We start from the raw sequence: 19,154 nt of genomic DNA, 5'->3' as shown, positions 1-19,154 counted from the left end.
GAAAATACTCCCGCCGGAGGCATGCCCGGCGCGCTCCAAACGCTTAGTGCAGATTATGCTGCGCACCGGTCCCCTCCTCATCCATCAGGCCAACGCCGCTGCGGAAGCGGTCAAGCTTGAACTTCGTGGCCGCCCCGTGCGGCCGGTCCGTAGCAATCAGATGCGCATACACGCTGCCCGACCCCGGCGTTGCCTTGAACCCGCCGTAGCACCAGCCGCAGTTCAGGTAGAGGCCGTCAATCGGCGAATGGTCGATGATGGGCGAGCCGTCCGGCGTCATGTCCATGATGCCGCCCCAGCTGCGCAGAAGGCGTGCCTTGCTGACCGCCGGCACCATCGCCACAAAGGTCTCCATCGTGTGCTCCACCATCGGCAGGTTTCCCCGCGCCGCATAGGAGCTGTAGAAATCCAGGTAGCTGCCAAACACCAGCCCGCCCTTGTCGGACTGGCTGATATAAAGATGCCCTTCGGCAAAGGTGATCACGTGATCGACGATGGGCTTCAGCCCTTCAGAGACAAAGGCCTGCAGCACGTGGCTTTCGATTGGCAGCGTCAGCCCCGCCATCGCCGCCACCTGGCCGGAGCGGCCCGCTGCCGCCAGCGCCACCTTCTTTGCCCGGATCGGACCGCGCACGGTCTGCACCCCCACCACCTTGCCGCCTTCCACGTCGATCCCGGTGACTTCGCAGTTCTGGATCAGGTCCACACCGCGCATGCCGGCTCCGCGGGCATAGCCCCAGGCCACCGCGTCATGCCGCGCCGTTCCGGCGCGGCGCTGCATCAGCCCGCCCATGATCGGGAAGCGGTTGTTCTCGAAATTCAGAAACGGCGCCAGCTTGCGCACCTGTTCGCGGCTCAGCAGCTCTGCATCATCACCCTGGTTGATGATGGCATTGCCCCGGCGCACGGCTGCATCGCGCTGGCCGTCGTTGTGGAACAGGTTGATGATGCCGCGCTGGGACATCATCGCGTTGTAGTTCAGGTCCTGCTCCATCCCCTCCCATAACTTCAGCGAGTGGGAATAGAATTCGGAATTTCCCGGCAGGTAATAGTTGGCCCTCACGATGGTGGTGTTGCGCCCAACGTTGCCGCCGCCAAGGTAGCCCTTCTCCAGCACCGCGACATTGGTGATGCCGTGTTCCTTGGCCAGGTAATAGGCGGTTGCCAGCCCGTGACCGCCGCCGCCGATGATCACCACGTCGTATTCGGATTTGGGTTCAGGATCCCGCCAATGAGGCTTCCACCCCTTGTTTCCGGTGAGCCCCTCCCTGAGCACACGCCAGCCCGAAAACCGCATGTCGTCCCTCCCCCGTCAAATCACTTGTCCGCACCCGGAAAATTACCGGCCCGGGCCTTGGCGGCATTGCTACCTGCTTTCGCCTGCTGCTCCTAGCCCAAACGCTCAATTTGCGGCGCATCAGCACGGCTCTGCTGGAAATCACACGAACTGATCACTTGTGTCTAGTAATAATTGCGCCCGTTGATGACGCATAGCATGCAGGCGGCAAAAAGAACGGGGCGGAGAGTTTCCCCTCCGCCCCGCGGCTGTTCTTCTGACTTGCAGTCCGCCCTTGCGGCCCGTCAAAGGCCCTTCGCGTGATAGCTCTTGGCGACCTTGTCGATCGACACCAGATAGGCGGCGGTGCGCAGGTCGGTCACGTCATCGCGGCTGTGCCAGACTTCGCGCATCGACTGATAGGCCACCCGCATGGTGTCATCGAGACCGGAGCGGACCAGCTCCAGTTCGTCGGCGCCGCGCAGGTATTTCTCCTTGAAGTGCGGCGACATCGACCAGGTGTCGCCCATCACGTCATCCAGGCGCTGCAGTTCATCGATGACCAGCTGGTGGCGCGCCTCTTCCTGACGGCGCTGCATCCGGCCGAAGCGGATATGGCTGAGGTTTTTGACCCACTCAAAGTAGGACACCGTCACACCGCCTGCGTTGGCATACATGTCGGGAATGATGACCGTGCCCTTCTTGCGCAGGATCTCATCCGCGCCGGCGGTAACAGGGCCGTTCGCGGCCTCGATGATCAGCGGCGCCTTGACACGCTCGGCGTTCTCGAGGTTGATCACCGCTTCGAGCGCGGCCGGGATCAGCACGTCGCATTCTTCCTCCAGCAGCAGCGCGCCGTCTTGGACGAACTGCGCATCAGGATAGCCGGCCACGCCGTCGTGCTTGACGATCCAGTTGCGCACCGCCTCCACGTCCAGGCCGTCCGCGCTGTAAAGCCCGCCGTCACGCTCGATGATGCCGGTGATCAGCGCGCCATCTTCCTCGGACAGGAACTTGGCCGCGTGATAGCCCACGTTGCCGAGGCCCTGCACGATGATGCGCTTGCCTTCCAGCTTGCCGGTCAGGCCGGCGGCGGCCTTGTCCTCTTCGTAGCGGAAGAATTCGCGCAGGGCATATTGCACGCCGCGCCCGGTTGCCTCGACGCGGCCGGAGATGCCGCCTGCATTCAGCGGCTTGCCGGTGACACAGGCCTTGGCGTTGATGTCGGTGGTGTTCATCCGCGCGTACTGGTCTGCAATCCAGGCCATCTCGCGCTCGCCGGTGCCCATGTCGGGCGCGGGCACGTTCTGCGACGGGTTGATCAGGTCGCGCTTGGCCAGCTCATAGGCAAAGCGGCGGGTGATCAGCTCCAGCTCATGCTCGTCATATTCGCGCGGGTCAATGCACAAGCCGCCTTTGGAGCCGCCGAACGGCGCCTCAACCAGGGCGCACTTATAGGTCATCAGCGCCGCCAGCGCCTCAACCTCATCCTGGTTCACGCCGGGAGCATAACGGATACCGCCTTTTACCGGCTCCATATGTTCGGAATGAACGGAACGGTAGCCGGTAAAGGTGTGCATGGCGCCGCGCAGGCGCACCCCGAACCGCACTGTATAAGTTGCGTTGCAAACTCTGATCTTTTCCTCCAGCCCCGGCGGCAGATCCATCAGGGAAACGGCCCGGTTAAACATCAGGTCCACGCTTTCGCGGAAGCTCGGCTCTGTGCGGCTGCTCATCTAAAAACTTCTCCGTGATCAAACATCGACTCGCTGCCGATGATGCCCTCACTCTATGCAGAGATAATTAATGAGTGCGACCTTTTTGACCATTCCCTGCCAAAAAGATTCTCATTTTATCCAAAGGTTGACGATTCGCCGCCTGCCGGGCTGCCATTGTCCGCACCACCGGCACAAGGCGGCCCAGCGGCCGGAGATTGGGCCCCCGGTCCCTTACAATCGTAGCTATTTCGGCAAAATCGCGCCCCAATTCCGCCACCTTTACCAAGCATTAATAAACGTGAATTCCGCTGCCAAAGCCGTGCTGACCCGTTCCAGAGCCGGCGGGGTACTTAGGGGGTGTCACTATGAACATGCGTCACAAAAGCTCCACTGCGCTGTGCAGCCCACTGAGGCTGCCCGGCCTGTCCAAGGTGCGAAGCTTCCTGCGCGAAGAGGACGGGGTGCTGGCGAAGCCCATGATCGGCACCTTCCTGGCCATGCTTGCGGTCGGCGGCATCGGGGTGGACCTGATGCGGATGGAGCGCGACCGGACCGAGCTGCAGTACACGCTTGACCGGGCAGTGCTCGCCGCGGCCGATCTGGACCAATCCCTGGATGCCGATGCCGTCGTTCTGGACTATCTGACCAAGGCCGACCTGGAGCAGTATTATTCCGACCCCGATGATCAGAAGGGGCTGGGCTACAAAAGCGTCGAAGCAACCATCAACACCGATTTCGAAGCCTATCTGCTAAAGTTCGCGGGCGGCGACAACATGTCCCTCTACGCGAACTCCCGCGCGGAAGAGACCATTGGCAGCGTCGAAATCTCAATGGTGCTCGATATCTCCGGCTCCATGAACTCCGGCAACCGGCTGGTGAACCTGCAGGCCGCCGCGAAATCCTTTGTGACACAGATCACCTCCAATACCGATGTCAGCAACCTTTCGATATCGATCATCCCTTATGCGACGCAGGTGAATGCGGGTAAGGAACTGCTGAGCAAATACCCGAACGTTTCGCAGGAGCATGACTATTCCTACTGCGTGAATTTCATCAAGGACCAGTTCAGCAAGCACACGCTTAACCAGGATGAAAACCTGATCCGCACCGCGCACTTCGATACTTTCACTTATTCGATGAATATGATCGACCGCCCTGTCTGCCCCACCCGGCCCGGCTCGGCCATTCTGCCCTTCACCAACGATGCCGCAAAACTGCATGCCTATATCGACAGCCTGACCGCCTCCGGCAACACCTCGATCGATATCGGGATGAAATGGGGCAGCGCCCTGCTGGATCCCACAGCGCGCGGCGTGGTGAACGCGCTGGTTGACGATGGCGTGATTGATGCGTCTTTCCGCAACCGGCCGACCGACTACGGCAGCGGCGACACGCTGAAGATCATCATCCTGATGTCCGACGGCCAGAATACCAATCAGTATATGATTAACGAAAGCCGCCGGGAGGGGATCTCGGACGTGTGGTACAATGAAGAGGCCGATGTATTTTCAGTCTACAATCCCAGCGGAAACAACTACTATTGGTACTCTAAGGGATGGTACTCTAAGGGATGGGAATCTAAGGGACGCTGGGAGGACCACCGTTTCGGAGAGGGTACCTATAAAGACTGTTACTACTGCTCCGAGAAAGAGGAGCCCGGCACCTCTGAGCGCTTGACATACCAGAAACTGCACGCCCGCGTCTCCTTGGCCTCGATTGCCCGCGATCTCTACAGAAACACCTCCGATGCTTGGGCCAATTGGTTCACCGCCGGCCGCTATTTCCACAACCGCGTCGCCAAGGATCAGCACACCAAGACGATCTGCGACATCACCAAGGACCAGGGCGTGATTGTTTACTCGGTCGGCTTCGAGGCCCCATCCGCCGGCATCAAGGTGCTGGAGGATTGCGCCAGCTCGCCCGCCCACTTCTTCGATGTGGAAGGCCTGGAGATCTCCGATGCGTTCTCGTCCATCGCCACCTCGATCCGCCAGCTGAGGCTGACCCAATGATCCGCCGTGCCGCACACGCCCTGCGCCGTTTCAGGCAGCAGCAGGATGGCAACGCCACCGTGGAATTCGCCATCGTGATCCCGGCCTTCATCATGATCCTGATGTCGACCGTCGAGCTGGGCATGATCAATCTCCGCCATTCCCAGCTGGAGCGGGCGCTGGACCAGACGGTCCGCACCATCCGTCTCAGCACCGGAGGGGACATGAGCCATGACCAGCTGCGCGATGAGATCTGCACCCGCTCAGGCTTCATCGACGAGTGCAGCACGTCCCTGCGCCTGGAAATGCTCCGGATCAACCCCTACGCCTGGACACCAATCGACCCGACACCTGACTGCATTGACAGTGTCGAGGAGATTCAGCCGGTTCGGACTTTTGTGAACGGCCAGTCAAACGAACTGATGTTCATCCGCGCCTGCATGAAGTTCGAGCCTATTTTTCCCACCTGGGGTCTGGGCACCCACCTGACCAAGGACGGCGACGGCCGCGTCAATCTGATCGCGTCATCCGCCTTCGTCCAGGAGCCGAGGTAACGCCATGCTGACACTGCTGTCCCGCCATTTCTCCGGCTGCCTGCCCGGTCCCGCCCGCCGCTTTCTGAACGGTACACAAGGCAGCGTCTCGATCGAATTTGCCTTTTACGCGCCGCTGCTGCTGGGCCTGTTTGCCGCCATTTACACCTTCTTTGATGCCTTCCGGCAGGAAAGCATCAACATGAAGGCCGCCTATACTGTCTCCGACCTGATCTCGCGCGAAACCAACTACGTGAACGAAGCTTATATCGACAGTATGCACGCGCTGGCCACGGAACTGGTGCGCAGTGACACCACGCTGTCCACCCGGATCTCCGTTGTGCGCTGGGACGAGGGTGACAAGCGGTATTACGTCGACTGGTCAAAAGTCCGCGGCAACGTGTTTCAGGAGTGGGTTGACGGCACCATCAACGAGGTGAAAGACGATCTGCCCGCGATGCCCGATCAGGAGCGCGTGATCCTGGTGGAGACCTGGAACGAGATCCAGCCGGCCTTCAACGTGGGCATTCCGCTGATGGACGTGCAGAACTTCGTGTTCACCCGCCCGCGCTTTGCCCCGCAGGTCGTCTTTGTCGAGGACAAGGGCAACGGCAACAACCACAACGACGACGCCGAGAAGGCCGGGCCGCCTGCCTGATCAGACTTGGCCGCGCTGCATCAGCATCGCGGCCAGGATTTCCGACATCGCCTTTCCTTGCGACCCCGGCGTCACCCCGCCGATACCGATGCGGCGGCCGGACCGCCACCACAGCCCCGGCATCCAGGTCCTGCCTCCAGACGTGCCGGTGCGGATCAGGAACCCGTTTGACGGCTTGAAGGCAAAGAAGCCGCGGTCGATGGCTTCGATATCCTCCACCCTGGCAATCACCTGCCCGTTGGAGCAGCGCAGCTCCTCGGCGGTCAGCTCGATCCGGTGCGTTGTAGCCTGCCACATCCGCACCGCCAGCCACAGCGCCGCGGCCCCCACGACAAGCAGGAACACCAGCCAGGCCGGCGACGGCGGCGCGGAAAACGCCACATAGACCAGCAGGCCGCCGGTCAGGCCCAGCATCGCCGTCCCCATCACCCGGCGCGCGGCAGAGGCCTCGATTGTGGCCAGAACGTCTTTGCTCATCAGCTGCTCCCCTAACTGCTGAGCCGGGCATAAACCGGATTTGCAAAAGAGAACAGCCCCCGCCGCTGCGGGGGCTGAACGCGGCCGTGCCGTTCGGGGAAACTTACTCCGCAGCAGCGCGGCGCACGGCAACCTCGTACCCCGGCTCTTCGGGCTCGTCGTCGATCAGTTCCTGCGGAAATCCTGGTGCTGTGACCGACAGGCCGGTGGCCTCTTCCAGCCGTTCAATCATCCGGTCCGACTGCGCCCGCTCGCCATAGCGGCGCTGACCGTCCTGCATCATTTCGATCATCAGCGGCGACAGTTCCAGCGGCACGTTGTGGCGGTCGGCCAGGGTCTGGAACAACCCGATATCCTTCATCACCAGATCCATGGTGAAGCTGACATCGCGCGATCCCGACAGGATCAGCTGGCTTTCTGTCTCATGCACAAAGGAGTTGCCCGAGGACATCGCGATCGCCTCATAGGTCATGCCCAGGTCCATCCCGCAGGCCTTCATCACCGTCAGCGCCTCGCACAGCGACAGCAGGTTGATGTTGGCCAGGTAATTGGTCATCACCTTCAGCAGGCTGGCGTTGCCGATCTCCCCCACATGCAGGATGCGGCGGCCCATAGTAGTCAGGACGGGCAGGATCCGGTCGAAGGTTTCCCGCTCGCAGCCGGCATAGATCGAGATATTGCCGGTGTCGGCGCGGTGGCAGCCGCCGGAGACCGGGCAGTCGACCGGCGCACCGCCGCGCTCTGCCACCAGGGCGCCCAGGCGTTTCACCTCCTCCACGTCGGTGGTGGACATCTCCATCCAGATCTTGCCGGGCTGCACATGCGGCAGCATTTCGGTGACCACCGCGTCCGAGGCCGCCGGGCTCGGCAGGCAAGTGATCACCGCATCGCAGTCCTGCATCATCTGCGCCGGGCTGCCGCCCGCCTTGGCGCCGCGCGCGACAAACTTCTCGACCAGCGCCGCATCCAGATCATGCACCGCTACGTCCAGCCCGTTGCGCACCAGGCTGCCGGCCAGCTTGCCGCCGACGTTGCCGAGGCCGACAAAGCCGATCTTCATCTTAGATTTCATGTCCCGCTTCTCCTCCCCGGGGTATCGCCTGCGATATGGCTAGCTTGACCTCAGCTAAAACAAAAACGAATAATAACGCGGCCTGACCCCAAGATTTTTTGCAACGCACATGTCCGATCTGCCCAATCTCGTCTGGCTGCGCGCCTTTGAGGCTGCTGCCCGCCTTAACAGCTTCACCGCCGCGGCGGAGGAACTGGGGCTGACACAGGCCGCGGTCAGCCACCAGGTGCGCAGCTTGGAGAAAAGCTTTGGCATCACCCTGTTCATCCGCCGGTCGCGGCATCTGGAGCTGACGCAGCTAGGCCACGCCTATTACCCGTCGGTGGCGCAGGCGCTGACGGATATTGCCTATTCCACCCGCGGCCTGCTGGGCCACGCGCAGACCCGGACCGTGACCCTTCGGGCGCCGGTCTCGACCGCCGTCCTTTGGGTGGCACCGCGGCTGGGGGCATTTCACAGCGCCCACCCGCACATCCGTATCCGGCTGATCTCGGCAGTCTGGGCCGGCAGCACCCAGGACGAGGACGTGGATATCGACCTGCGGCTGGGTCCTACCGGCTGGTTTGACCGGCGCGCGCATCTGCTTTCCACCGAAAGCGTGATTCCCGCCGCGCAGCCGCAGCTTGCAGCGCAGTTGCAATCGGTGGACCAGCTGTTCGGCCAGACCCTGATCCACATCCACGGCTACCAGGACCACTGGCTGCGGCTGTCGGAGCAGGAAGGCGTGCCGCTCAAGGATCGCGGCGCGCCGCTCTATGTCGACACCTCTCTGGCCGCAATCGAGCTGGCAGCTTCCGGCGCAGGCGTTGCCATGCTGATGCGCCGCTACGCGGAACTGCCGTTGTCGCAAGGCCGGCTGGCGCAGGTTCTGGGCGCTGAAATCCCGATGGGCCAGGGTCACTATCTGATGCCCGCCGCGGACGAAGCGCCCAACAGCGCCGAAACCGCCCTGGTGCGCGACTGGATCGTGTCGTTGTTCTGCTGATCAGCACGGCCCCTTGCCGGACCCCCGGCAGGCGGCTAGCGTCTGGCCATGCCTTGGCCCCAGAACACACCGCCCCAGCGTGACGGCGACGCAGCCGCAGGGATCGACGTCACCGACGGTTTCGAACGGTTTTCGCAGCGCAACGACATCTTCACCCGCGCCTTCTGGGACGAGCGGGTGAAATCCAAACACACTGCCAAGTTTTTCGCCTCCTACCGGATGGAGGCCGCGCCGCGGCGCGGGGACGGGTTCACCCAGCGCGACTTTGCCCTGCGCAACGCGGCCTGGCTGATTTCCGACGTGGTCTCCAGCCGCCGGGCGCATGAGGGCGTCCGGGAGGGGTTCCAGGCCGCAATCCGCCCCGACACGCCGGTGGCCAAGGACACGCTGGAAATTGATGACACCACCCGGATGTCCGCCGAGGTGAAACGCATCGCCAGGTTCTTCGGCGCTGATCTCTGCGGCATCACCGATCTGGACGACCGCTGGCTCTACACCGCGCGGGTCGATGCCCGCGACATGTCCGAGGCGCCGCATGATTTGCCCGAGGGGCTGACCAGCGTGATCGTGCTGGGCCATGAAATGGACAAGGACCTGGTTGCCACCTATCCTTCTGCGCTGGCGGGGGCGGCGACGGGGCGGGAATACAGCCATGAGGCCGCCATCGTGATGCAGCTGGCCGCCTATATCCGCAATCTTGGCTATGAGGCGGTGGCCTCGATGAATGACACCGGCCTGGTGATTCCCTATGCGGTCAAGGCGGGCCTGGGGGAATACGCCCGCAATCAGATGGTGATCACACCGGAATTCGGACCCCGCCTGCGGTTCTCCAAGATTTTCACAAACCTGCCGCTGGCGCATGACCTGCCGCAGCCGCTGGGGGTGAAGGCGTTTTGCGATATCTGCACCAAATGCGCCGACGCCTGCCCGGTGAAAGCGCTGCCCTACGGTCCGCCCTCCACCGAAACCGCCAATGTCTCGGCGATCAAGGGGGTCCGGAAATGGACCTCGGACGCGGAGAAGTGTTTTTCGTTCTGGGCCAAGATGGCCTCCGACTGCGCCATCTGCATGCGGGTCTGCCCGTTCAACCGCGACTTTTCCAAACGGCGCAACCGGCTGTGGCTGAAGCTGGCGCTTGGCCCGCTGCGCAGGCTGGCGCTGCGGCTTGCAGGCAAGCATGGGCAGCGGCGCAAACCGTCGGAGTGGTGGGACCGGGCCTGAGACAGGAGAGCACTGAGAATGCCTCTGCCCAAATCGGCCCTTGGCTGATTGCCCTAACAGCGCTCAGGGGCTCAGCGAGACTGCAAACACCTCCTCAGGTGCTTGCAGTCCTTTAAGGCTCTGCGCGCCCAGTGGCCGCCCCTCCAGCCCCGCCCGCTGCAGGAACCCGGACGACACCAGCAACGGCTCATGCCTGGCGCCGCACAGCTCCGCCACCCGCGCTGCCAGGTTCACGTCGCGGCCGATCACCGTGTAATCCAGCCGCATCCCCGATCCCACGTTGCCAAACGCGGCCTCGCCAAAGTGCAGCGCAATACCAACCTCGAACTGCGGCGGGTCCAGCCGGGCGGAAACCCGCGCCAGCCCGTCGCGGGCGGCAGCCAGCTCCCGGGCACAGGTCCGCGCCTCGTCCTCCTCAGCGCGGAAGATCGCCAGAATGCCATCACCGATCAGTTTCAGCACCTCGCCGCCCGCGGCCTCGACCGGCGGCACAATGCAGTCGTAATAGGCATTGAGCAGGCCGGTGGCCTGTTCCGCGCTCATGCCCGCCGTCAGTTCTGTAAAGCGGCGCATATCGGCAAACAGGATGGCAGAGCGGATCCGCATCACCTCGCCCCGGTGCACATCGCCCGACAGGATCCGCCGCTGCGGCTCCTCACCGACATAGATCCGCAGCACCTCCTGCAGGGTGCGGGCGGTGGAAAGAACCTCCTGGCTGGCGGCCAGCGCCGGAAAAACCGCTCGCAGGAAACGGATGTCTTCGCCGGAGAACCCCTCTGCCGCCCGGGTGGCAAAGCTGAAGATGCCTGCGGTGCCGATTGCCATGAAAACCGGCGCCATGATGTAATGGGTGTACCCTTCCGCCTTCAGGTCCGGGACGATGCCATAGCGGTCGTCCGGCGTGTCCGGCAGCCACAGAATCACCCAGTCTCCGGTGCTGTGCACATCGGCAGCCGGGGAGCGGGCATAGCCTTCGCCGCTGTACTCGTTAAAGGGGAACAGCTCGCTGCGGGTGCCCTTGCCGTGCTCCCAGAAGCGGGCGCTGGCGACCGCCTCGGCATGCAGCAGCTGCACGATGGAGGCAGCCCGCTGCAGCGGCACGCCCGCCGCCCGGATCAGGCCGCAAACCTTTGCCAGAAGCTGTTCCGGATCCTTGGAGGAACGCCCCTCCTCCAGCGCGAAGGAGATCAGGCGCAAAGCGTCCTGCAGCCGCTCCGGCGGCAACTGCAGCAGGGGATCGGGGGCTTGTGTCATTTGCTCAGGCTACCGCGCGCGGGATGCACCCGGCAACGGCAATGCTCCCGCCCGTCCTTGCCGCCTGCGGCAGCGCGCCCCGTTGGGCCGCGCAGCCCTGCGGGCTGCGGGCCAGCCTGTTCACCTGCGCACAGCAGCCGTTTCCGGCGGCAGGTTTCCGGACAGCCCTGCACACACTATCTTAGCCGCAGCCAAAGTTCACAGGAGGCATGGAGATGTCCCTCAGACCCATTCTCGAAACCCGCGCCGCGCAGCCTCACATTGAGGGCGCCGGCGTCAAGCTGCACCGCGCCTTCGGCTTTCAGGATCCGTCGGAGCTGGACCCGTTCCTGCTGTTCGACGACTTCCGCAACGAGCGCCCCGAGGACTACCTGCGCGGCTTCCCCTGGCACCCGCACCGCGGCATCGAGACCATCACCTATGTGCTGGCGGGCACCGTGGAGCATGGCGACTCGCTGGGCAACACCGGCACCCTGGGTGCGGGCGATGTGCAGTGGATGACCGCCGGGTCGGGCATCCTGCATCAGGAAATGCCCGCGGGCAACGCCAAGGGGCAGATGCATGGCTTCCAGCTGTGGGGCAACCTGCCCGCCAGCCAGAAGATGACCGCCCCCCGCTACCAGGACGTGAAGGGCACCGAGATCCCGGAGGTCATCGACGACGACGGCACCCGGGTGAAGGTGATTGCCGGTGACTTCTGGGGCACGCGCGGCCTGGTGGACGGCATTGCCGCCGACCCGCAGTACTTGGATGTCTACGTCCCGGCAGGCGTCAGGAAGACCCTGCCGATCGACACCTACCGCCGCGCGTTCGCCTATGTGTTCGAGGGCGAGGCTGCCTTTGCCGATGCCTCTCCCCCGCAAGGAGTGCTGCTGGAGAAGGAGGTCGCAGGCCAGGAGGTCAACATCCGCGACCTGTCCGGCGACCGCACGCTGATCCGCTTCGGCACCGGCGACGCGATCACCGTGCAGGCAGGCCCCGAGGGCGTGCGCTTCCTGCTGATCTCAGGTGCGCCGATCAATGAGCCCGTCGCCTGGCACGGGCCGATTGTGATGAACACACAGGCCGAACTGCATCAGGCCTTCCGCGACCTGCGCAACGGCACTTTTATAAAGCCCGCGCACTGACCGGGAAAACCGGTGCCCACATTTCCCTGTGCGCGGCGCAAGCCCGCGCACCGGCCGGATAAACCGCTGCCGCCTTTCCCTGCGCGCGGCGCAAGCCCGCGCAGTTACCGGCTGCGGCCCGCCAATCGGGCTCCTGATGTGCTATACTCCCCCTGTCCACTGCTCAGATGGGGGGAGAGATGATTATCCGGGTGTTCCGTGCCACCGTCCGCGACGACAAGATCAGAGATTTCAAGGACTTCCTGACCAATACCGCCGTGCCGCATGTGCGCCGCCAGCCGGGGCTGGTCTCGGTTACAGCCGGGCTGCCGCGGCCGGATTCGCCCGCGACCTTCTGCGTGGTGATGGTGTGGGAGAGCATCGACGCTCTGCAGGCCTTTGCCGGCGAGGACTGGGAGCAGCCGCATGTGCTGCCGGAAGAGGACCCGATGGTCCTGAACCGCCAGATCGACCACTATGACATGATCGGCCTGCTGAGCTGACAGGCCAGCCCAATGTGCCTCAGCCGCTGGCGCACCAGCTATAGACCGTCGCCCTGCCTGCGGGCTGCGGAGTGAAGCCCGCTTTTTCCAGCACCCGGGCCGAGGCCGCGTTTTCCAGCATAACACCGCCGCTCAGGCACATGCCGCTGCCGCTGAAATGGGCCTGCAAGCCGCTGATCAGCTCGCTCGCCAGGCCCTGACCCCAAGCAGTTTCGGCAAACAAATAGCCAAGGTTGCGGGTTTTACCGCCGTCCTCCGGATGTGACAGGATCAGCAGCCCGATCCCCTGCCCGTCCGGGCCGCACAAGCCAATCACCTCAGCCTGCTGCGCCACCGCGGCCAGGAAATCCCGCCGGGCCCGGTCGCTGTCCTGCGGCTGGAACCTTTCCGGCAGCCATTGCACCACCTTCGGCGCAAACAGCGCCGCCAGGTCCGCCTCCGTCAGTTCCTGCCAGCGCGCCGCGCGCAGGCGTGCGGTCCGCAGGTTCAACAGGCTCAAGCGCTGAGCGCCTTTTGCACCATATTCCAATAGGCCTGCTCCACCTCATCCAGCGAGAGCCGCCCTTCGGACCGGTACCAGGTGTTGACCCCGTTCAGCATCGCAATCACTGCAAGCGTAGCGATCTTGGTGTCGGGGATGGCAAACACACCCTGCTCCACACCTTCTTTCAGGATCCCCTCCACCCCGTTTTCATAGTCGCGGCGCAGCGATTCGATGACGGTGAAGTTTTCCTCCGTCAGGTTGCGCAGCTCCATGTAGGCGATGAACACAGCATCGGGGCGCTCCAGGTGAAAGCGGATATGAAATCCGGTAAAGGCCCGCAGCCGTTCCATCGCACCCGCGGCCCGCGGCACCGCGTCCCAGGCTGCCTGCAGTTCTTCCATGTGGCTCGACATCAGGCTGAACAGCAGGCTCTGCTTGTCCGGCGTGTAATTGTACAGCGCGCCGGCCTGCACCCCGACCTCGCTGGCGATCTGGCGCATCGACACGGCGGCGTAGCCATGCTGGGCAAACAGCCGTAAAGCCGCCTCGCGGATGCGGGGGCCGGTGATGTCGGAATGGGAACCTTGGGTGCGTGCCATGCCGGCAACAGTAACTGAACAGGTGTTCATATAAAAGAGAGAATGCGGCTGCAGCTTTCTGTACCAGCACTGCCTGGCGAAGCCAACGCTGCGCTGCAGTTGGAAATCAATTGTGCAGGCGCGCCGGAGCCCCTAGAACCGGCAGAGCGGAACAAAGGGCTAAGGCGATGCAGATGTGGGCGCGGATCACTTTCCTCCTGGCTGCGGCAAGCGCTGCCGCCTGCACCCGGGTGCCCGAACTGGAAGACCGGCTTACCCCGGATCTGCGCAATGCGGGCTACCCACGTCTGCTGCCGCTGGATGACGCACTGGAGCCGCTGGCGCCGCCGCAGCAGGCCGGCCAAGAGCTGCAGCAGGAGCTCGACGCCCGCAGCGCCCGTCTGCAGCGCCGCGCCGCGGCGGTGAAAAACGCCGAATTCTGACCGCTTCCCGGCATTCCCCCCTGCTTCTGCCCGCTGCAGGCGGCAGCGGCGTTGCACGCTCGCGCCGAACCCGATAAGGCGGGGCGGAGCAATTCGGAACAAAGGACCTCCAGCTATGACAGAACCGCTTCGTCTTGGGATTGCAGGTTTGGGCACGGTTGGCATCGGCGTGGTCAAGATCATCCGCCGCCATGCTGCGCTGCTGGAGGCACGGACCGGGCGCCCGGTGGTGATTTCCGCGGTGTCGGCCCGCGACGCCAGCAAGGACCGCGGGATCTCGCTGAGCGGCTATGCCTGGGAAACCGACCCGGTGGCGCTGGCGGTGCGTGACGACGTGGATGTGTTTGTCGAGCTGATGGGCGGCCACGAAGGCGCAGCCAAGGCGGCGACCGAGGCCGCACTGGCCGCAGGCAAGGATGTGGTGACCGCCAACAAGGCGCTGCTGGCGATCCACGGGCAGGCGCTGGCCGAACAGGCCGAAGCCGCGGGCCGGGTGATCCGTTTCGAGGCCGCAGTTGCCGGCGGTATCCCGGTGATCAAATCGCTGACCGAAAGCCTGGCCGGCAATGAGATCACCCGCGTCATGGGGGTGATGAACGGCACCTGCAACTACATCCTGACCCAGATGCAGGCCACCGAGCAGGGCTATAACGCGCTGTTCGAGGAATGCGGCCGCCTGGGCTACCTGGAGGCCGACCCGAACCTGGACGTGGGCGGCATCGACGCAGGCCACAAGCTGGCGCTGCTGGCCTCCATCGCCTTTGGCACCAAACCGGATTTTGACAGCGTGCAGCTGGAAGGCATCCAGCGCATCCAGCTGGCAGACATCCACGCCGCCGCCGACATGGGCTACCGGATCAAGCTTCTGGGGGTGGCGCAGCGCACCGCCCGCGGGCTGGAACAGCGCATGTCGCCCTGCCTGGTGCCAGCCGACTCGCCGCTGGGACAGCTGGAAGGCGGCACCAACATGGTGGTGATCGAAGGCGACTCGATCGAGCAGGTTGTGCTGCGCGGCCCCGGCGCCGGCGAAGGCCCGACCGCCAGCGCGGTGATGGGCGATGTTCTGGACCTGGCCCGCGGCCTGCGGATACCCACCTTCGGCCAGCCCGCCGAAACTCTGCAGCAGGCCCCGGCCGCCCAGACCGGCCTGCCCGCGCCGTTCTATCTGCGCATGGGGCTTCTGGACAAACCCGGCGCGCTGGCAAAAGTGGCGGCAATCCTTGGCGAAGCGGGCGTCTCGATCGACCGGATGCGCCAGTACGGCCATTCCGAACCGGTTGCGCCGGTGCTGATCGTCACCCACAAATGCACCCGTGCCACCCTGGATGCAGCGCTGGACGGCCTCTCCGCGACCGACGTGGTCGACGGCACCCCCGTCGCCCTGCGCATCGAAGAGGTCTGAACCGCCCCGCCCCGCAGAAAACGGCCGGTTTGCGCGCCGCGGCGGGGCATTCCTGCCGGGGCGAGCGCTATCTGCCCTTGCGACCCGGCCCCGCCCCGCGCTATTCGGCTTGAAACGCCCATTCACATCTGACCCGTTGAGACAGGATTTCCGGTATGACTTCGAACACCTCTGACGCGCCCTTTTATGACCGCATGCTGTCGCTGGGCCTGGCCCGCGTTGCCGAGCAGGCCGCCTTGGCCTCTGCCTCGCTGATCGGCCGCGGCGACGAAAAGGCCGCCGACCAGGCCGCCGTGAACGCCATGCGCGAGCAGCTGAACCTGCTGGACATCGCCGGCGTGGTGGTGATCGGCGAAGGCGAGCGCGATGAGGCGCCGATGCTGTATATCGGTGAGGAAGTCGGCACCGGCAACGGCCCCGGCGTCGACATTGCGCTGGACCCGCTGGAAGGCACCACCCTGACCGCCAAGGACATGCCCAACGCGCTGACCGTGATCGCGATGGGACCGCGCGGCTCGATGCTGCACGCGCCCGACACCTACATGGACAAGCTGGCCATCGGCCCGGGCTTTGCCGAAGGCGTGGTGTCGCTGGAGATGTCCCCGCGCGAGCGTGTCGAGGCACTGGCCAAGGCCAAGGGCTGCGCGCCGTCCGACATCACCGTCTGCATCCTGGAACGCCCCCGCCATGAGGCGATGATCGCCGAGGTGCGCGAAACCGGCGCCTCGATCCGCCTGATCACTGACGGCGACGTGGCCGGCGTGATGCATTGCGCCGAAAGCGGCACCACCGGCATCGACATGTACATGGGCCAGGGCGGCGCCCCCGAGGGCGTTCTGGCGGCAGCAGCGCTGAAATGCATGGGCGGGCAGATCTTCGGCCGCCTGCTGTTCCGCAACGACGACGAAAAGGCGCGTGCCGCTAAGGCAGGCATTACCGACCTGGACCGCATCTATTCCCGCGATGAAATGGTCACCCAGGACGTGATCTTCGCCGCCACCGGCGTCACCGGCGGCTCGCTGCTGCCGCGCATCAAGCGGCAGCCGGGCTGGGTTGAGACCACCACACTGCTGATGCGCTCCAAAACCGGGTCTGTCCGCCGCATGTCTTACCGCACGCCGGTGGCACCGCATCAGATGTAAGCCGGTCCTGCGCGGGCAGGAAGCGGCTTGCGCCGCTGCCTCCGGCGGGAGTATTTGAAGAAAGATGAAAGGGCCGGGTCCGTATTGGGTCCGGCCTTTGCATATGGGGGCAGATGATGAGCTTTTTGGGTGTTGAGCAGTCCTTGAGCGGGCGCCGCTGGGTCGGGCCCGGCGTGGAAGTGGACCGGGCGTCGGAGATGATGGCGCAGCAAACCGGCCTGCCCCGGTCAGTCTGTCAGGTGCTGGCCCGCAGGGGCGTTTCGGCGATGGAGGCAAAGGGGTTTCTGGAACCCAAGCTGAAGGAGCTGCTGCCAGACCCGCGCGAAATGAAGGACATGGAGGCCGCCGCCGCCCGGTTCCTGCAGGCGGTGCAGCGCAAACAGCGGATTGCGGTCTTTGCCGATTACGACGTCGACGGCGGCAGCTCTGCCGCGCTGCTGCTGGTGTGGCTGCGGCAAATGGGGCTTGAGGCGACGCTTTATATCCCGGACCGCATCGACGAGGGCTATGGCCCCAACGTGCCCGCCATGCAGGAGCTGGCCGCCGCCCATGACCTGATCATCTGCGTCGACTGCGGCACGCTGAGCCATGAGCCGATCGCCGCCGCCAAGGGCGCCGATGTGATCGTGCTGGACCACCACCTGGGCGGCGAGACGCTGCCGGACTGCGTGGCGGTTGTGAACCCCAACCGGCAGGACGAAAGCGGCGACCTGGGCTATTTCTGCGCCGCCGGCGTGGTGTTCCTGATGCTGGTCGAGGCCGGGCGGCAGATGCGCGAGGCGGGCGCCAAGGGACCGGATCTGATGGCGCTGCTGGATTTGGTGGCGCTGGCCACCGTCGCCGATGTGGCCCCGCTGATCGGCGCCAACCGGGCGCTGGTGCGCCAGGGGCTCAAGGTGATGGCAGCGCGCAAACGCCCAGGGCTGGTGGCGCTGTCCGATGTCAGCCGCATGGATTCCGCCCCCTCCACCTATCACCTGGGCTTTTTACTGGGGCCGCGGGTGAATGCCGGCGGGCGCATCGGCAAGGCCGACCTGGGCGCGCGATTGTTGTCAACGGACAATCCCCATGAGGCTGCCGCCCTGGCCGAACGGCTGGACCAATTGAACACCGAACGCCGCGACATTGAAAACGCCGTGCGCGCCGCCGCTTTGGACCAGGCGGAGGCGCGCGGGCTGGAGGCGCCGCTGGTCTGGGCCGCTGGCGAGGGCTGGCATCCGGGCGTGGTGGGGATCGTCGCGTCCCGCCTCAAGGAAGCCGCTGGCCGCCCTGCGGTTGTCATCGGCTTCGACGGGGAAGAGGGCAAGGGATCGGGCCGGTCCGTATCCGGCGTCGACCTTGGCGCCTCGATCCAGCGGCTGGCCGCCGAGGGGCTGCTGGTCAAGGGCGGCGGCCACAAGATGGCAGCGGGCCTCACGGTCATGCGCGACAAGCTGGAACCGGCGATGGAGCGGCTGAGCGAACTTCTGGCCAAGCAAGGCGCTGGCCAGGGCGGCCCTGCCGATCTGAAACTGGACGGCGCCCTGATGCCCGGTGCCGCCACGGTGGAGCTGATCGGCCAGATCGAACAGGCCGGCCCCTTTGGCGCCGGCGCCCCTGCCCCGCGCTATGCGCTGCCGGACCTGCAGGTGCGTTTTGCCAAGAAGGTCGGCGAAAGCCACCTGAAACTGTCGCTCAGCGACGGGATGGGCGGCGGTGTGGATGCGATCTGCTTTGGCGCCTTCGACACCGCCTTGGGGCCGCGGCTGCTGGAGCACGGCGGTGCCCGTTTCCATTTTGCCGGACGGCTGGAAATCAATACCTGGGGCGGCCGCCAAAGCCCCCAACTGCGCCTGGAGGATGCTGCCGAAGCGTGAGATTTCAAGGGCTTGAGACCTGTGGATAAGAAAATTCGCGAATGCGTATTTTTTCTCTTGCGGGTTCCGGCGCTTATAACTAAATACCCGCTCACGCACTGAGTGGCCCGTTCGTCTATCGGTTAGGACGCCAGGTTTTCAACCTGGAAAGAGGGGTTCGATTCCCCTACGGGCTGCCACTTCCCCCGCCAGAAAAAGACTGCTGAAACGCGCTGAAGGCGCGGTTATTTGCGTTTTATTTCAGGTAATTAGCCCTGATGAGCAGCGCGCAAAAAAATCCGTTTTTCCGCAAAAACCCTCTTGCGCCCGGCCGGCGCAATCAGTAAACACCGCCTCACAGACAGAGTGGCCCGTTCGTCTATCGGTTAGGACGCCAGGTTTTCAACCTGGAAAGAGGGGTTCGATTCCCCTACGGGCTGCCACTTCTCCCCAAAAATGAACCAAGTAGCACACTT

The 19,154-nt window shown here is 64.3% G+C and carries 18 protein-coding genes and 2 tRNA genes; 13 read left to right on the top strand and 7 right to left on the bottom strand.

Annotated elements, in window-relative coordinates; genetic code table 11:
- Nucleotides 1-43: 43 nt before the first annotated feature.
- Both DAEP_RS0101785 and DAEP_RS0101780 read right to left on the bottom strand, forming a co-directional pair.
- Nucleotides 44-1,297 carry a sarcosine oxidase subunit beta family protein gene (locus DAEP_RS0101785; protein ID WP_027243470.1) on the bottom strand — a complete coding sequence of 418 codons (1,254 nt, stop codon included), beginning with the start codon at nt 1,295-1,297 and terminating at the stop codon, nt 44-46.
- Nucleotides 1,298-1,581: 284 nt separating this feature from the next.
- On the bottom strand, nt 1,582-3,012 hold the full coding sequence (locus tag DAEP_RS0101780) for a Glu/Leu/Phe/Val family dehydrogenase (RefSeq protein WP_008554842.1): 1,431 nt from the start codon (nt 3,010-3,012) through the stop codon (nt 1,582-1,584).
- 347 nt (nt 3,013-3,359) lie between these two features.
- On the opposite strand from DAEP_RS0101780, the gene DAEP_RS0101775 reads away from it, so the two are divergent.
- Genes DAEP_RS0101775 through DAEP_RS0101765 form a run of 3 tightly spaced genes read left to right on the top strand, consistent with a single transcriptional unit; the run spans nt 3,360 to nt 6,176 of the window.
- Nucleotides 3,360-5,006: a TadE/TadG family type IV pilus assembly protein gene (locus DAEP_RS0101775; RefSeq protein ID WP_027243469.1), complete on the top strand. Its 1,647-nt coding sequence runs from the start codon at nt 3,360-3,362 to the stop codon at nt 5,004-5,006.
- Nucleotides 5,003-5,539 carry a TadE/TadG family type IV pilus assembly protein gene (locus DAEP_RS0101770; RefSeq protein WP_008554467.1) on the top strand — a complete coding sequence of 179 codons (537 nt, stop codon included), beginning with the start codon at nt 5,003-5,005 and terminating at the stop codon, nt 5,537-5,539. Before DAEP_RS0101775 ends, DAEP_RS0101770 begins: the two co-directional genes overlap by 4 nt.
- Before the next feature lie 4 nt (nt 5,540-5,543).
- Nucleotides 5,544-6,176, top strand: coding sequence for a TadE/TadG family type IV pilus assembly protein (locus DAEP_RS0101765; protein ID WP_027243468.1), 633 nt, complete (start codon nt 5,544-5,546; stop codon nt 6,174-6,176).
- Here the strand turns inward: DAEP_RS0101765 and DAEP_RS0101760 are convergent, their stop codons facing one another.
- Nucleotides 6,177-6,653, bottom strand: coding sequence for a hypothetical protein (locus DAEP_RS0101760; protein ID WP_027243467.1), 477 nt, complete (start codon nt 6,651-6,653; stop codon nt 6,177-6,179).
- 103 nt (nt 6,654-6,756) lie between these two features.
- The gene (locus DAEP_RS0101755) at nt 6,757-7,713 is read right to left on the bottom strand and encodes an NAD(P)-dependent oxidoreductase (RefSeq protein WP_027243466.1); all 957 of its coding nucleotides are present in this window, start codon (nt 7,711-7,713) and stop codon (nt 6,757-6,759) included.
- 121 nt (nt 7,714-7,834) lie between these two features.
- Between DAEP_RS0101755 and DAEP_RS0101750 the strand changes: the two genes are divergently transcribed.
- Nucleotides 7,835-8,710, top strand: a complete 876-nt coding sequence (locus DAEP_RS0101750) for a LysR family transcriptional regulator (RefSeq protein WP_008555969.1) — start codon at nt 7,835-7,837, stop codon at nt 8,708-8,710.
- A 48-nt stretch (nt 8,711-8,758) separates the two neighbouring features.
- Nucleotides 8,759-9,931: a 4Fe-4S double cluster binding domain-containing protein gene (locus DAEP_RS0101745; protein WP_027243465.1), complete on the top strand. Its 1,173-nt coding sequence runs from the start codon at nt 8,759-8,761 to the stop codon at nt 9,929-9,931.
- A 63-nt stretch (nt 9,932-9,994) separates the two neighbouring features.
- Here DAEP_RS0101745 and DAEP_RS0101740 read toward each other — a convergent pair whose 3' ends face one another.
- Entirely contained in the window at nt 9,995-11,185 is a 1,191-nt protein-coding gene (locus DAEP_RS0101740) for an adenylate/guanylate cyclase domain-containing protein (protein WP_027243464.1), read from the bottom strand.
- A 215-nt stretch (nt 11,186-11,400) separates the two neighbouring features.
- Between DAEP_RS0101740 and DAEP_RS0101735 the strand changes: the two genes are divergently transcribed.
- Both DAEP_RS0101735 and DAEP_RS0101730 read left to right on the top strand, forming a co-directional pair.
- On the top strand, nt 11,401-12,312 hold the full coding sequence (locus DAEP_RS0101735) for a pirin family protein (protein WP_027243463.1): 912 nt from the start codon (nt 11,401-11,403) through the stop codon (nt 12,310-12,312).
- Between the two features lie 179 nt (nt 12,313-12,491).
- On the top strand, nt 12,492-12,794 hold the full coding sequence (locus tag DAEP_RS0101730) for an antibiotic biosynthesis monooxygenase family protein (RefSeq protein WP_008556687.1): 303 nt from the start codon (nt 12,492-12,494) through the stop codon (nt 12,792-12,794).
- Between the two features lie 19 nt (nt 12,795-12,813).
- On the opposite strand, the gene DAEP_RS0101725 is transcribed toward DAEP_RS0101730, so the two are convergent.
- The gene (locus DAEP_RS0101725; protein ID WP_027243462.1) at nt 12,814-13,293 is read right to left on the bottom strand and encodes a GNAT family N-acetyltransferase; all 480 of its coding nucleotides are present in this window, start codon (nt 13,291-13,293) and stop codon (nt 12,814-12,816) included.
- On the bottom strand, nt 13,290-13,877 hold the full coding sequence (locus DAEP_RS0101720) for a TetR/AcrR family transcriptional regulator (protein ID WP_027243461.1): 588 nt from the start codon (nt 13,875-13,877) through the stop codon (nt 13,290-13,292). Before DAEP_RS0101720 ends, DAEP_RS0101725 begins: the two co-directional genes overlap by 4 nt.
- A gap of 167 nt (nt 13,878-14,044) precedes the next feature.
- On the opposite strand from DAEP_RS0101720, the gene DAEP_RS0101715 reads away from it, so the two are divergent.
- The 6 genes from DAEP_RS0101715 to DAEP_RS0101690 all read left to right on the top strand — a co-directional run bounded on the left by DAEP_RS0101715 (nt 14,045) and on the right by DAEP_RS0101690 (nt 19,121).
- Nucleotides 14,045-14,299 (top strand): hypothetical protein, encoded by a 255-nt coding sequence (locus DAEP_RS0101715; RefSeq protein ID WP_008556788.1) that lies wholly within the window; start codon nt 14,045-14,047, stop codon nt 14,297-14,299.
- Nucleotides 14,300-14,414: 115 nt separating this feature from the next.
- Nucleotides 14,415-15,701, top strand: coding sequence for a homoserine dehydrogenase (locus DAEP_RS0101710; protein ID WP_027243460.1), 1,287 nt, complete (start codon nt 14,415-14,417; stop codon nt 15,699-15,701).
- 155 nt (nt 15,702-15,856) lie between these two features.
- The gene (gene glpX / locus DAEP_RS0101705; protein WP_008556069.1) at nt 15,857-16,843 is read left to right on the top strand and encodes a class II fructose-bisphosphatase; all 987 of its coding nucleotides are present in this window, start codon (nt 15,857-15,859) and stop codon (nt 16,841-16,843) included.
- A gap of 116 nt (nt 16,844-16,959) precedes the next feature.
- Nucleotides 16,960-18,699, top strand: coding sequence for a single-stranded-DNA-specific exonuclease RecJ (recJ, locus tag DAEP_RS0101700; RefSeq protein WP_027243459.1), 1,740 nt, complete (start codon nt 16,960-16,962; stop codon nt 18,697-18,699).
- A 104-nt stretch (nt 18,700-18,803) separates the two neighbouring features.
- Nucleotides 18,804-18,878: transfer RNA gene (locus tag DAEP_RS0101695), tRNA-Glu, on the top strand.
- A 168-nt stretch (nt 18,879-19,046) separates the two neighbouring features.
- Nucleotides 19,047-19,121 (top strand) — tRNA-Glu (locus DAEP_RS0101690).
- The last annotated feature ends 33 nt before the right edge of the window (nt 19,122-19,154 follow it).

This window comes from Leisingera daeponensis DSM 23529 (assembly GCF_000473145.1).
Classification (GTDB): Bacteria; Pseudomonadota; Alphaproteobacteria; order Rhodobacterales; family Rhodobacteraceae; genus Leisingera; species Leisingera daeponensis.
Note: the sequence above shows the minus strand (reverse complement) of the source record. Positions and strands in the feature narration are given on the sequence as shown.